The sequence below is a fragment of the Microbacterium sp. OVT16B genome, assembly GCF_019969705.1.
GTDB lineage: Bacteria > Actinomycetota > Actinomycetes > Actinomycetales > Microbacteriaceae > Microbacterium > Microbacterium natoriense.
The window spans coordinates 2,987,015-3,000,678 of record NZ_JAHXZA010000001.1 but is presented as its reverse complement, the minus strand read 5'-3'; the positions used below and the strand labels follow the sequence as shown (position 1 = coordinate 3,000,678).

The following is a 13,664-nucleotide window of genomic DNA, read 5'->3' as shown; positions in this document are numbered from 1 at the left end:
CCCGTCGCGGGGGCGGCGGACTCCGCGGAGCCCTCGGGGTTCAGTTCACTTGACAAAGGTCATCTCCCTCTTGTCTCCGAGGATGCCCTGCGGGCGGAAGATCACGAGCAGCATGAGTGCGACGCCGACGAAGATGAACACGAGTGTCGAGGCCTGGCTGTCGGACATCGGAAGCACGCCGGCCTTCGCCATGCCGGGCAGCAGGTTCGCGAGGAATGCGAACACGACCCAGAACAGCACGGCCCCGAGCGTCGGCCCGAACACCGTGGCGGCGCCGCCGAGCAGCAGGATCGTCCACAGGAAGAAGGTGAGCGAGGTCGTGTAGTTGCCTGGCACGACGGCCGAGGGGAGCACGAACACGATGCCGCCGGCGGCGCCGATCACCCCGCCTACGACGAGCGCCTGCATCTTGTAGGCGAACACGTTCTTGCCGAGCGAGCGCACCGCGTCCTCGTCTTCGCGGATGCCCTTGAGCACGCGACCCCAGGGGCTGCGCATCAGAGACCAGACCAGCAGGATCGACACGGCCAGCAGCAGGATGCCGAACACTCGGTTCCACAGGTCGTCGGCCGAGAACGTCCACGGGCCGAACCCGTAGGTGCCCTCGGGGAAGGGGTTCGCGTCGCGGAAACCGCCGTTGTACTGGGCGAGTCCGTCTGCGGAGTTCGTCCACTCGTCGAACAGCTGAGTGGTGAACAGCAGTCGCACGATCTCTCCCGCCGCGATCGTCGCGATGGCGAGGTAGTCGGCGCGCAACCGCAGGGTCGGGATGCCGAGGAGCACGGCGAACAGGGCGCCGCCGGCCATGCCGATCAGCATGCCGAGCCACCAGGGGAGCCCGAACGAGAGCACGGAGATGGCGTAGCCGTAGCCGCCGATCGCCATGAACGCCGCCATGCCGAAGTTCAGCAGGCCCGCGTAGCCGAAGTGCACGGCCAGGCCCGTCGCCGCCAGGGCGTACGCGATCGTGACCGGGCTGATGAGGTAGACGGCGGTGTTGGAGAAGATGCTTCCGAAGTCCATGATCAGCCCAACCTTTCCTTGCGTCCGAGCAGACCCTGCGGCCTGACCAGGAGGATCACGATCAGCACGACGAGGGCGCTCGCGTACTTCAGGTCGGAGGGGATCCACAGGGTGGAGACCTCGACCGCGATGCCGACGATCAGCGAGCCGATGAGCGCGCCGAACGCGGTGCCGAGTCCGCCGAGCGTGATCGCGGCGAACATGAGCAGCAGCATCTGGGTGCCCATGTCCCACTTCACGCCGGGGCGGAAGTACGCCCACAGGATGCCGGAGATCGCGGCCAGCACACCGGCGACGACCCAGACGATCCGGACCACCCGGTCGACGTCGATGCCGGAGGCGGCGGCCAGCTGCGGGTTGTCGGAGATGGCTCTGGTCGCCTTGCCGATGCGGGTGCGGGTGAGGAAGTAGGCCACCGCGAGGATGACGATGATGCTCACGCCCATCGCGATCATGTCGATGTACGACAGCGAGATCGGCCCGAGCTGGATCGGTGTAGGGCTCGCGCCGGGGAGCTGGTAGGTGCCGCCCCCGACGAAGTACTGGAAGACGTACCGCAGTGCCAGGGACAGACCGATGCTGACGATCATCAGCTGGACGGTGCCGAGACCGCGATGGCGGAGCGGGCGCCAGACCGCGGCATCCATGCCCCAGCCGAACAGGCCGCCTCCGACCACCGCGGCGATGAGCCCCGCCCACAGGGGGAGGTGCCAGAAGGTGGTCGTGACCATGGCGAGCAGTCCGCCCCAGGTGACCATCTCGCCGTGCGTGAAGTTCGACATGCGCGTGGTGCCGTAGATCAGCGCCGCACCCATCGAAGCCAGCGCGAGCAGCAGCCCGAAGTTGAGCCCGCCGACGAGACGGGAGAAGAGCTGATCCCAGAAGGAGACCGTGATCCGCTCTCCCTCGCCGAGGAAGAGGTTCATGATCTTCGTGCCGGTCAACCCGAACTCGACCTCGAACGACGCCGTCGTCCCCGCGATGGGCTGCGTGCCCTCGGGGAGTTGCGCGGCGTCGACGATCACACCTTTCGGCAGCGTGTCCTCGTCGACGGTGAGCGTGTACGTCGCCTTCTCCGGCACATACAGGCGCCACTTGCCGTCGGCATCCGTCTTGGTCTCTCCGTCGAAGCCCTTGCCCTTGATGGTCATGACCACATCGGGTACGGGCTTGTCATCGAAGGTGATGACGCCGGCGAAGTAGAAGTCTGTGATCTCCTGGCCGTCGTCCGTCGTGTCGGCTGATGCCGTGGCCGGAGGCTGCAACCAGAGGAACGCGATGGCGAGGAGTGCGCCGAGCACCACCACGATCCATCGGGTTCCGCTCCGTCTCGCCGTGATCGTCAGACTCACAGATCCTCCAGCCCCAGTACGCAGGCGATGACGGAGTTGTTCATCAGCCTTGATGTACGACGGTATGAGCGTAATGTGTCGGTTCTGTTTCAGCCAAGGCACGATCTGCTCACGGCGCGCCGCCCGTGTCGTCCGACGATGCGGCTGCGGCCTCAGAATCCCCGTCCTCCTGCGGAGAAGCGGGGAATATCTCCAGCCGCGACACGCTTAGAATTGGTACACGCCGCCGCCCCACCACGCGCCCCGCAGGAGGACAATCCATGGACCAGCACGATCCCTTCGGTTTCGTCGGACTCACCTACGACGATGTGCTGCTCCTCCCGGGGCACACCGATGTGATCCCGAGCGAGGCCGACACCTCCTCGCGCATCACGCGCCGGATCTCGGTCGCGACCCCGCTGCTCTCCAGCGCGATGGACACCGTGACGGAGTCGCGCATGGCGATCGCGATGGCGCGCGAGGGAGGCATCGGCATCCTGCACCGCAACCTGTCGATCGCCGACCAGGCCGCGCACGTCGACCGCGTCAAGCGCAGCGAATCGGGCATGATCACCGACCCGATCACCACGACTCCGGACGCGACGGTCGAAGAGGTCGACGCGCTGTGCGCGAAGTACCGCATCTCGGGCCTCCCCGTGGTCGACCCCGACGGCAAGCTCGTCGGCATCATCACCAACCGCGACATGCGGTTCGTCTCCGGCTTCGAGCGTCAGACGACCTTCGTCAAGGACGTCATGACCAGCGAGAACCTCGTCACCGCTCCGGTCGGCGTCGCGGCGGGCGAGGTCATCGCGCTGTTCGCCCGTCACCGGGTGGAGAAGCTGCCGCTCATCGACGCGGACGGAAGGCTCGCCGGTCTCATCACCATCAAGGACTTCGACAAGAGCGAAAAGTACCCGCTCGCGACCAAGGACGACCAGGGCCGGCTGCGCGTCGGCGCCGCGATCGGATTCTTCGGCGACGCGTGGGAGCGCGCAGAGGCGCTGCGCGACGCGGGAGTCGACGTGCTCGTGGTCGACACCGCCAACGGCCAGTCCCAGGGCGTCATCGACCTGGTCCGCCGCCTGAAGGCGGACGAGTCGTTCGCGCACATCGACGTCATCGGCGGCAACGTCGCCACCCGCGAGGGCGCTCAGGCGCTCGTCGACGCAGGGGTGGATGCGGTCAAGGTCGGCGTGGGCCCCGGGTCGATCTGCACCACGCGCGTCGTCGCCGGCGTCGGCGTCCCGCAGGTCACCGCGGTGTACGAGGCGTCGCTCGCCGCGCGCCCCGCGGGCGTCCCGGTGATCGCCGACGGAGGCCTGCAGTACTCGGGCGACATCGCGAAGGCCCTCGTGGCCGGTGCGGACGCCGTGATGCTGGGCTCGCTGCTCGCGGGCACCGACGAGTCGCCGGGCGAGATCGTCTTCCAGTCGGGCAAGCAGTTCAAGCAGTACCGCGGCATGGGCTCGCTCGGAGCGATGCAGACCCGCGGCAAGCAGACCTCGTACTCGAAGGACCGCTACTTCCAGGCCGACGTGCCCAGCGACGACAAGCTCATCCCCGAGGGCATCGAGGGTCAGGTCCCGTACCGCGGGCCGCTCTCGGCCGTCGCCTACCAGCTGGTCGGCGGCCTGCGTCAGTCGATGTTCTACGTCGGTGCGCGCACGATCGAGGAGCTCAAGGCCCGTGGCCGTTTCGTCCGCATCACCGCGGCCGGCCTCAAGGAGTCGCACCCGCACGACGTGCAGATCGTCGTCGAGGCGCCGAACTACAAGAAGTGAGCCCGGCGTAGGCGAGAGAAGGGGGCGGATGCTGCGGCATCCGCCCCCTTTTGCATCCCCGGCTCAGTGCGCGAGCGCCGGCTCCGTCTCGACGGCCTCGGACACGGCGGCATCCGTCGACTTCCCGGACGGGAGCCACAGTGCGATCACCGTCGCCGCGAACAGCACGGCGGCTCCCGTGAACACGGCGGGCTTCGCGGCGTCCACGTAGAGGTCGGGAGTGAGCTGGCCGCCCGCTCCGACGAAGATCGCGGTCATCACCGCGGTGCCGAGTGCGACGCCGAGCTCGCGGATGGTCGAGTTGACGCCCGATGCCTTGGCGTGGTCGACGAGTCCGAGGGTCGCGAGCAGCGCCGTCGCCGACGGGGCGAAGACGAGTCCCATTCCGATGCCCGCGAGGATGAACGGGGCGATCAGGTTCGGGTACTGCAGGTCGGGGGCGGTGATCTGCGCGATCCACGCGAGGGCGACGCCCTGCAGCAGCAGGCCGGGCACGAGCAGTGCGCGCGTGCCGACGCGCGGGGCGATCATGCCGGCCAGTGGGGCGACGAACATCGGGGCCAGCGTCCAGGGCGTGGTCTGCACTGCGGCCTCCAGAGGGGTCGACCCCTGCACGACCTGCAGGTACTGGATGAGGATGAACACCGAGCCGAAGGTGCCGAAGCTGAAGGCGAAGCCGACCACGTTCGTGATCGAGAAGGAGCGGTCGCGGAACAGGCGCAGCGGCACCAGAGGGGCCGTCGCGCGCATCTGCCAGATCACGAATGCCACGAGCAGCACCGTGCCGAGCACCAGCTCGAGGATCACGCCGAGGGAGTCCCAGCCGTCGTCGTTGCCGCGCACGATCGCGTGGACGAGAGCGAGGACGCCGGATGCCGCGAGCACGGCTCCGGGGATGTCGATGCGGGAGCGGGCGCCGAAGTCGTTGCGGAGCACGAGCAGCGCGAGCGGGATGGCGACGATCGCGACGGGGATGTTGATCCAGAAGATCGCCTGCCAGTTCCAGCCCTCCATGATGGCGCCGCCGACGAGCGGCCCGACCGCGACTCCGAGTCCGGAGACGCCGCCCCAGATCCCGATGGCGAGCGGGCGACGCGATGCGGGGACGGCCCCGGTGAGGAGCGCGAGCGAGAGGGGCATCACCGCTGCGGCTCCGAGCCCCTGGACGGCACGGGCGGAGATGAGCTGGCCGGGGTCGGAGCTGAGGGCGGCGAACAGGGAGCCGACGCCGAAGAGGGCGATGCCGATCGCGAAGACGGTGCGGCGGCCGAACCGGTCGCCGAGAGCGGAGGCGATGAGGATCGCGCCGGCGAACGCGAGGGCGTAGGCGTTGACGAACCACTGCAGCTCCTCGACGCTCGCGCCCATCTCCTGGTGCAGCACGGGAAGGGCGTTGGTCATGACGAGGTTGTCGAGCGTGGCCATGAACATCGGGAGGGATGCCGCGGCGATGACGAGCGCGACCGGGCGACGCCTGATCGCGGAGGTGGGCTGAGACATGATGCTCCAGTTGTAATTGAATGATTACTTGTCCTGGGAGCAATGTAGTAATCGAATGATTACAAAGTCAAGTGATTCGCTGATAGCCTTTCGACATGACCTCAGCCGCCGCATCCGACGTCCTCTCCGACGACTCGGGCAGGCGACTCTCCTCGGAGGAGCGGCGCGCGCAGATCGTCCAGGCGGCGCTCGCGGTGTTCGGCGCGCGTGGCTACGAAGGCGCGAAGACCGACGAGGTCGCTCGGGCGGCCGGCGTGAGCCAGCCCTACGTCGTCCGCCTCTTCGGCTCGAAGGAGAACCTCTTCCTCGCCGCGGTGGAGGAGGCGCTCGCCCGACTGCTGACGTCGTTCCGCGCCGCCCTCGCCCGCGAAGACGACGACCTCCCCGCGGGCAAGCGCATCGGCGAGGCGTACGTCGATCTCATCGAGGTGCGCGGACTCCACCAGACCCTCGCGCACTCGTACCTGCTCGGCAGCCACCCCGTGATCGGTCCGGCCGCGCGCCGAGGGTTCGCACAGGTCTGGCGCTTCTTCCGCGACGAGGTGGGGCTCGATGCCGACGAGGCGAGGGCGTTCTTCGCCGAGGGCATGCTCATCAGCACCATGATCGGGCTCCGCATCGTCGACGACTACGGATCCGACCCCCAGATCACCGAGCTGTTCCGCTCCTGCTTCCCGAGCGAGCTGCCGCACGTGCTCGACGTGCTCCCGCGCGGCGCCGAGCGCTGGTAGCCCCAGGCTCCGCACAGACGAGAAGCGGGGACGGATGCCATGGCATCCGTCCCCGCTTCTCGTAGCGACGCGTCAGCCGCAGGTGTAGGTGACTCCGTTGACGTCCCACACTCCGGGGCCGAGGTCGGAGCACATCGAGAACAGGCTCGAGAACAGCATCACGATCACGATGAAGCCGATGATCTCGACGATGGTGAGGATGAGTCCGACCCAGAACCCCGCGGTCGCGAGACCCGTCGGCGCGCCGGCCTTCTTCAGCTTCGAGCGGGCCACGAGGCTCAGGATCATGCCGACGAGCGGCAGGATGAAGGCGAGGATGAGTCCGACGATCGACAGGGTGCGGCCGGGGACCGGCGCCGTGGCGGGGTAGCCCTGGGGTGCGGCGGGGTAGCCGGGGGTGGCGTACCCCGGTGCGGCGGGGGCCGCGTACCCGGCCGGGCCGGGTGCGGGAGGCGCGGGGAATCCGCCGTCCTGAGCGGGCGGCGGCGTGGAGGAGGGCGGCTGGTTCTGCGGGTCCGGGGTCGACATGGATCGCTCCTTGATCTGGGGTGGAAAATCCGTCAGCCCGAGCGTAGCGACTGCACGGAACGGACCACCACCGGTTCGTGCGCGCGGCTCGCGCGCCGAGCATCCCTCCCATATGCCTGTATGCCAGAATCGTCATACCCCGCTCGCCCTTTCCCGCGTCACGGTGATGAAGGCACCAGGATGCAGCGCCGTTCCCCACGGCAGGGAATCTCCCCAAGGAGAGCTGAATGACAACCGAGACCCCCACTCGCGTCCTCGTCGTCGATGACGACCCCGACGTCGCGCTGCTCGTCAAGACCGTGCTCGAACGACGAGCCGGCTGCATCGTCGACCTCGCCGCCGATGGCCGTGAGGCCGTCGAACGCGTCGCGACGATACGCCCCGACGTGGTCGTGACCGACATCGAGATGCCCGGACTCAACGGACTGGAGCTCCTCGCGGAACTGCGCAGCTCCGCTCCCGCGATCCCCGTGCTGGTGATGACCGCGCACGTGTCCGTCGAGTACGCGGTCTCGGCGCTCCGCGCGCAGGCCGACGAGTTCCTCACCAAGCCTCTCGACAACGCCCGCCTCGTCGAGTCGGTCCAGCGTCTGGCCGTCGAAGGCCGTCGTCGGCGTGAGGCCGAGCGGCGCAGGGAGGTCGTGCTCGCCGTCGGCGCGCACCCCGACGACGTCGAGATCGGCATCGGAGGACTCCTCGCCGCGCACGCCGCGGCCGGAGATGAGATCACGATCCTCACGCTCTCGCGCGGAGCACGGGGAGGGGATGCCGACAGCCGTCAGCGGGAGTCGCTGGCATCGGCGGACATCCTCGGCGCACGGCTCTTCCTGCACGACCTCGTCGACACCGAGATGTCGGGCGGAGGGTCGACGGTGCGCCTCATCGAAGAGGTGGTCCAGGAGATCCAGCCCACCATCGTGTACACCCACTCGCCGCACGATCGGCACCAGGACCACCGCGCGGTGAACGAGGCGACTGCCGTCGCGACCCGCGCCGTGGGGACCGTCGCCTGCTACCAGAGCCCCTCATCGACGATCGACTTCCGTCCGACGCGGTTCGTCCGCATCGACGGATACGTGGAGCAGAAGCTGCGTCTGCTGGCGTGCTTCGACTCGCAGACGGCGAACCGCGACTACCTCGCACCGGACTTCGTCCGCGCGACGGCGCGGTACTGGTCGCGGTTCGGCGGCGGACTGGCGGTCGAGCCGCTGGAGATCGTCCGGGAGACCGCGGCCTTCGTGGGCGCCCACGAATTCGTGCGACAGGAAGGCTGACATGCCCCGTGTACTCGTGACGGGAGCCGGAGGGCCGGCGGGAGTGGTGGTGATCCGCTCGCTCCTGAAGCGCCCGGAGCTGACCGTCTTCGCGGCCGACATGGACGGCTGGGCCGCAGGGCTCTACCTCGTCCCCGCCGAGCAGCGGCGACTGGTGCCCCCCGGCAGGGCGGAGGAGTTCGTGCCGACCCTCGCGCGACTGGTCGAGGACGACGCGATCGACGTGGTCGTGTCGACCGTGGACGTCGAGCTCATCGCCCTCTCCGAGCGCCGCGATGAGCTGGCCCCCGCCGTCCTGGCGGCGCCGTCCGCCGACACGCTGGACGTCTCCCTCGACAAGCTGCTGCTCGCCGAGAGATGCGCAGACACGGGGCGCGCTCCCCGGACCGTGCTCGCAGGCCCCGCGGCGCAGGCCGTTGATTGGGAGTTCCCCGTCTTCGCGAAGCCCCGCCAGGGCGCAGGCAGCCGCGGCATCCGGCTCGTCCCCGACCGGGCGGCGCTCGATGCGCTCCCCGTCGACGAGGGGCTCATCGTGCAGGACTTCCTCCCCGGGGAGGAGTACTCCGTCGACGTGGTCGCGGATGCCGCGGGGCAGGTCGTGGCCGCGGTGCCGCGCACCAGGGCCCGCGTCGACTCCGGGGTCGCGATCGCCGGCCGCACGGTGCACGACCCGGAGCTGGAGGAGACCGCGTCGGCCATCGCGAAGGCGATCGGACTCGTCGGCGTCGCCAACGTGCAGCTGCGCCGAGGCCGCGACGGGCGCGCCATGCTGCTCGAGGTCAACCCGAGGTTCCCCGGAGCGCTGCCGCTGACGATCGCCGCGGGCGTCGACATCCCGTCGCTCGTCGTCGATCTGTTCCTCGGCCGCGAGCTGCCGGCGAGCGTGCCGTTCCGCGAGGTCGCGTTCGTGAGATTCCTCGAGGACGTCATCGTGGAGATCGACGAGGTGCTGGTCTCCGATCACGCGGGGCACCAGGAGGAGCTGTGAGCGACGCCCTGCTCCGGGGGGACCATCACGTCCATTCGACGTTCTCGGATGACGCGGTCTCCACTCCGGAGGAGAACGTCGCCGCGGCCGTCGCCGCGGGGCTCACGACCCTCCGCCTCGTCGACCACGTCCGCCGCGACACCACCTGGGTGCCCGAGTACCTCTCCGCGATCAACGCGCTCCGCGTGCCGGAGGGGCTCACCGTGCTCACCGGCGTGGAGGCGAAGGTGCTCGACGCGTCCGGGCGCCTCGACATCCCCGTTCTCCCGACCGGCGTCGACCGCATCCTCATCGCCGACCATCAGTACCCCGGCGCCGACGGACCGCTGAGCCCGAGCGAGGTGCGCGAGCGGATCTCCGGCGGATGGGCGCCCCGCGACGTGCTCGACCAGTTCACCTCGTCGTTCATCGCGGCGATGGAGCGGCACCCCGGCAACCAGCTCGCCCACTGCTTCTCCCTGCTGCCCAAGATCGGCCTCTCCGAGCAGGACCTCGGCGGGGAGGCCCTCGCGGCATGGGCCGAGACCGCCGCGCGGACGGACACGCTCGTGGAGGTCAACGAGAAGTGGGGATGCCCCGAACCGCGGACACTGCGCGCCCTCCGTGCGGCGGGGGCGAGGCTCGTGGCCTCCACCGACAGCCATGAGGCGGCGACCGTCGGGCGCTACGAGCGGGTGCGTCGTCTGCTGGCAGAGGAGGCGTGGGAGTGACCGCCGACCTGACCTGGCTGCAGACCGCCGTCGTGATCCTGCTCCTCCTCTGCGTCCTCGTCGGCACCCTGCCCGTCATCAACACCGGACTGCAGTTCCTCTCGCTGCCTCTGCACGCGTTCAGGAACCACTACGGGAAGGCGGCGCCCTTCCACCCGAACGTGGCGGTCGTGATCCCCGCGTGGAACGAGGGCAGGGTCATCGGCCCCGCGATCGAGCGCCTGCTGCAGCTGGAGTACCCGGCCGAGCGCCTGCGCGTGTTCGTCGTCGACGACGCGTCCGACGATGACACCCCGGAGGTCGTGGCCGCCAAGGCCGCCGCTCACCCCGGACGCGTCGTCCATCTGCGCCGTCAGGTCGGGGGAGAGGGCAAGGCCCACACCCTGAACCACGGTCTCGACGTCGTGCTCGCCGACGAGTGGACCGAAGCGGTGCTCATCATGGACGCGGACGTGATCTTCGCGAGGGATTCGCTGCGCAAGCTCACCCGGCACCTCGCCGACGAGAAGGTCGGCGCGGTGACCGCCTACATCGCCGAGGGCAGCCGCGACCGCAACTACCTCACGCGGTTCATCGCGGTCGAGTACATCATCGGGCAGCTCTCCGCCCGGCGGACGCAGAACGTGCTGGGCGCGATGGCCTGCCTCGCGGGCGGCGCGCAGCTGCACTCCAGGGCCAACCTCGAGGCCATCGGCGGGCGGATCCCGGCTGGCACCCTCGCCGAGGACACCATGACCACCTTCGAGGGCCAGCTCAAGGGCCGTCGTGCGGTGTTCGAGCCGCATGCTCGGGTGCTCGCCGAGGAGCCGCGCTCTATCGACGCCCTCTGGAAGCAGCGCCTGCGCTGGGCCCGCGGCAACGTGCAGCTCACGTCGATCTACCGCTCGCTGTGGTTCCGGCCGAGCAAGGAGCACGCGCTCGGCAGCTTCTCCTTCGGGCTCGCATGGTTCACGATCCTGCTGCTCCCCGCGTTCATGCTCCTCGCGGCCGCGGCGCTCCTGGTGCTCCTGATCCTGCACAGCGACATCGCCGAGTTCGTGTTCCGTTTCATGTGGATCGCGGCGGCGTGCATCTACCTGTTCTCGATCCTCTTCGCGGTGCAGCTCGACCCGAAGACATCACGGCACGCCTGGCGGGAGGCGATCATGTTCCCGGGGCTCGGGGCGCTCCTGCTCATGCTGATCGCGCTGTTCCCCTGGGCGTTCGACGCGCTGATCCGCGCGCTCGGCGGGTCGCTCACCGAGCAGACCCGCTTCGCCTGGGCGGTGGTCTTCTTCCTCTGGGGTCCGATCTCGATGCTCGGCATCTGGCTCGCCCGCGCGGTGGAGCCGCTGCCCGGCGGCCGGTTCCTCGCCGGACTGCTCGTGTACATCTGCGGGTACGGATCGCTCCTGTGCGCGGTCACCGTGGACTCCTATCTCAAGGAGTGGCGCCGGGCCGACGCCACCTGGATCAAGACCGAGAAGATCGGGCGGGTCGACTCATGACCGGGATGCCGAACGAGCACGACGAGCGCGAGGAGATCGCGCGCGACGCCGAGAAGGAGCGGATGCTGGTGCCGCAGGCGCTGATCGCACTGGGCATCGTCGTCGTCATCGTGATCGTCAGAGAGCTGTTCCTCCGATGAGCGCGCGACGTCTGGCGCTCGTCGTGGAGGACAGCGAGGATCAGGCGGCGCTGCTGCGCCGGCACCTGGAGCGCGAGGGGTTCGAGGTCTTCGTGGCGAAGGACGCCGAGACCGCCATCGCCGCGTTCGACGAGATCGAGCCCGTCATCGCCGTCCTCGACCTGCTTCTCCCCGGCATCTCCGGTCAGGAGTGCGCGCGTCTCGTGCAGCGGCGCTTCCCCGAGTGCTTCCTCGTGATCAGCTCGGTCCTCGACGCGGCGGACTACCCGCCGGCGGACGCCGCGCTCCCGAAGCCGATCATCGGCGCCGATCTCCGCGAGCTCGTCGGGAGGATCGGACGGTGAGCGAGCTGACGACGACGGAGAAGGGGTGGCGCCGGTTCTTCGACGACCCCTCGCCGCTCGTCAAGCAGGCGCCGACGACGATCGCGGTCCTCGTTGCGGCCGTGCTCATGGTCACGATCCCGAGCTTCCCCATCACCAGCGCCGCCGCCGCAGTCGCGGGCGTCGCGGTCGTGATGGCGACCACCGCTCTCGCCGTCGTCCTCAGCATCCGGCATGTGCACGAGGGCTGGGTCGTGCTTCTCATCCCGATCGTCGACATCCTCGGGATCGGCCTGCTGAGAACGGGCACGGGCGGGTCGGGCTCCCTGTTCTCGTCGTTCGTGCTCCTCCCGGTCGTCTGGATCGCGGCGGCCCCCGGCATCCGTCACGTGTTCATCGTGGCGATCTTCACCTCGATCGCGCTGCTCATGCCGTATCTGACCTCGCCGCCGCCCGACACGGTGTCGTGGCTGCGCGGCGTGATCGGGCCCCTCGTCTTCGCGGCGGTCGGCGCCCTCGTCAACGAGCTGTCGCGGCAGCAGCGGCTGCGCATCGCGCAGGCCGAGCGTCTGGTGGCCGAGCGCACCGAAGCCCTCGCCGAGAACCTCGCCATGGTCGAGCAGCTCCGTGCGAGCGAAGCCCAGTACCGCACGCTGCTCGACTCCTTTCAGAGCCTGTGGCAGTCGATCACCGCCCAGGCCGTCATCGCGACGGACCTCGACGGGAAGATCGTCGAGTGGAACCCGGGAGCCGTGCGCCTGCTCGGGCTGACAACCGCGGAGGCGCTGGCCGACGTCCGGGTCGATCGCTTCTTCCCCGCCTCCGCGCTCTCGACGTTCGAGGACTGTCCGGCCACGGCTCCGGCAGATCACGCCCCGGGACTCCCCGAGGGGCTGCGGCGCCTCTTCGCAGCGGCCGACACCGACCAGTTCGTCGAGGCCGACCTCGATGTCAGGACAGCCGGAGGTTCGTCGGTCCCCGCCCGCCTGACGGTCACGGCGCACCGCGACGGCTCCGGCGTGCGACGAGGGTATCTGCTCGTCATCACCGACGAGACGAAGGCCGTCGAGGTCGCCCGCATGAAGGACGAGTTCGTGGGGATGATCTCGCACGAGCTGCGCACCCCTCTCAGCGCGATCATCGGATTCCTCGATCTGCTGCAGAACGACCCGGGGCAGCCGCTGACCGCCGACCAGACCGAGTTCGTCGCGGTGATCGAGCGCAATGCGAAACGGCTGCTGAACCTCGTCGGAGACCTCCTCTTCACCGCGCAGGTGGAGTCGGGCCGGTTCCCTCTGGAGAAGGCGGATGCCGACATCGGCGCCCTCGTCGTCTCCGCCGTGGCCTCGGCGCGGCCGCACGCGCAGCGCGAGGGCATCGAGCTCGCCGCGGAGATCCCCGTGGACTCCTTCCGGCTCGACGCCGACGCCGGCCGCATCGGGCAGGCGCTCGACAACCTGCTCTCCAACGCGATCAAGTTCACCCCGCGCGGCGGCAGGGTGACGGCGCGGGTCGAGCGAGGGGACGGCGTGATCCGGCTCTCGGTCGCCGACACCGGCATCGGCATCCCCGAGGACGAGCAGGGCATGCTCTTCACCCGCTTCTTCCGCGCGTCCAGCGCGACGAGGAACGCGGTACCGGGCGTCGGGCTCGGGCTCACGATCACGCGTGCCATCGTGCTCGCGCACGGCGGATCGATGGACGTCAGCAGCCAGGAGGGGGTCGGCACGGAGTTCCGCATCACCCTGCCGCTCGCGCCCCGCACCGAGGCGCTGCGCCTGGGCTGAGGCACCGGCGGCGCCCCCGTGTGTCGCGCCGTGACGGCGGGTGACCGCGGGTGACGCC

The 13,664-nt window shown here is 69.4% G+C and carries 13 protein-coding genes; 9 read left to right on the top strand and 4 right to left on the bottom strand.

The genetic code is table 11. The annotated features are described in order from the left end of the window. Positions 1-45 precede the first annotated feature (45 nt). Complete coding sequence (locus tag LC438_RS14175) at positions 46-1,023, bottom strand: branched-chain amino acid ABC transporter permease (protein ID WP_105672708.1); 978 nt, start codon at positions 1,021-1,023, stop codon at positions 46-48. A gap of 2 nt (positions 1,024-1,025) precedes the next feature. Continuing rightward, positions 1,026-2,375, bottom strand: coding sequence for a branched-chain amino acid ABC transporter permease (locus LC438_RS14170; RefSeq protein ID WP_105672709.1), 1,350 nt, complete (start codon positions 2,373-2,375; stop codon positions 1,026-1,028). 260 nt (positions 2,376-2,635) lie between these two features. Here LC438_RS14170 and guaB point away from each other — a divergent pair, with 260 nt between their 5' ends. Next, the gene (gene guaB / locus LC438_RS14165) at positions 2,636-4,138 is read left to right on the top strand and encodes an IMP dehydrogenase (RefSeq protein ID WP_223586957.1); all 1,503 of its coding nucleotides are present in this window, start codon (positions 2,636-2,638) and stop codon (positions 4,136-4,138) included. Positions 4,139-4,201: 63 nt separating this feature from the next. On the opposite strand, the gene LC438_RS14160 is transcribed toward guaB, so the two are convergent. After that, positions 4,202-5,638, bottom strand: coding sequence for a DHA2 family efflux MFS transporter permease subunit (locus tag LC438_RS14160; RefSeq protein WP_223586956.1), 1,437 nt, complete (start codon positions 5,636-5,638; stop codon positions 4,202-4,204). 95 nt (positions 5,639-5,733) lie between these two features. Between LC438_RS14160 and LC438_RS14155 the strand changes: the two genes are divergently transcribed. After that, complete coding sequence (locus LC438_RS14155; protein ID WP_105672712.1) at positions 5,734-6,369, top strand: TetR/AcrR family transcriptional regulator; 636 nt, start codon at positions 5,734-5,736, stop codon at positions 6,367-6,369. Positions 6,370-6,441: 72 nt separating this feature from the next. Here the strand turns inward: LC438_RS14155 and LC438_RS14150 are convergent, their stop codons facing one another. Next, complete coding sequence (locus LC438_RS14150; RefSeq protein WP_223586955.1) at positions 6,442-6,897, bottom strand: DUF4190 domain-containing protein; 456 nt, start codon at positions 6,895-6,897, stop codon at positions 6,442-6,444. 227 nt (positions 6,898-7,124) lie between these two features. Between LC438_RS14150 and LC438_RS14145 the strand changes: the two genes are divergently transcribed. From LC438_RS14145 to LC438_RS14115, 7 genes are read left to right on the top strand one after another with little or no spacing between them, the layout of a single operon-like run. Further along, positions 7,125-8,171: a response regulator gene (locus LC438_RS14145; protein ID WP_223586954.1), complete on the top strand. Its 1,047-nt coding sequence runs from the start codon at positions 7,125-7,127 to the stop codon at positions 8,169-8,171. Position 8,172: 1 nt separating this feature from the next. Continuing rightward, positions 8,173-9,159: an ATP-grasp domain-containing protein gene (locus tag LC438_RS14140; RefSeq protein ID WP_223586953.1), complete on the top strand. Its 987-nt coding sequence runs from the start codon at positions 8,173-8,175 to the stop codon at positions 9,157-9,159. After that, on the top strand, positions 9,156-9,869 hold the full coding sequence (locus tag LC438_RS14135) for a PHP domain-containing protein (RefSeq protein WP_223586952.1): 714 nt from the start codon (positions 9,156-9,158) through the stop codon (positions 9,867-9,869). The genes LC438_RS14140 and LC438_RS14135 overlap by 4 nt, the downstream gene beginning before the upstream one ends. Continuing rightward, positions 9,866-11,356 (top strand): glycosyltransferase family 2 protein, encoded by a 1,491-nt coding sequence (locus tag LC438_RS14130; RefSeq protein WP_223586951.1) that lies wholly within the window; start codon positions 9,866-9,868, stop codon positions 11,354-11,356. The genes LC438_RS14135 and LC438_RS14130 overlap by 4 nt, the downstream gene beginning before the upstream one ends. Beyond that, positions 11,353-11,496, top strand: a complete 144-nt coding sequence (locus LC438_RS14125; RefSeq protein ID WP_223586950.1) for a hypothetical protein — start codon at positions 11,353-11,355, stop codon at positions 11,494-11,496. The genes LC438_RS14130 and LC438_RS14125 overlap by 4 nt, the downstream gene beginning before the upstream one ends. Further along, positions 11,493-11,840: a response regulator gene (locus LC438_RS14120; protein ID WP_223586949.1), complete on the top strand. Its 348-nt coding sequence runs from the start codon at positions 11,493-11,495 to the stop codon at positions 11,838-11,840. The genes LC438_RS14125 and LC438_RS14120 overlap by 4 nt, the downstream gene beginning before the upstream one ends. After that, positions 11,837-13,606, top strand: coding sequence for an ATP-binding protein (locus tag LC438_RS14115; protein WP_223586948.1), 1,770 nt, complete (start codon positions 11,837-11,839; stop codon positions 13,604-13,606). Before LC438_RS14120 ends, LC438_RS14115 begins: the two co-directional genes overlap by 4 nt. Positions 13,607-13,664: the final 58 nt, after the last annotated feature.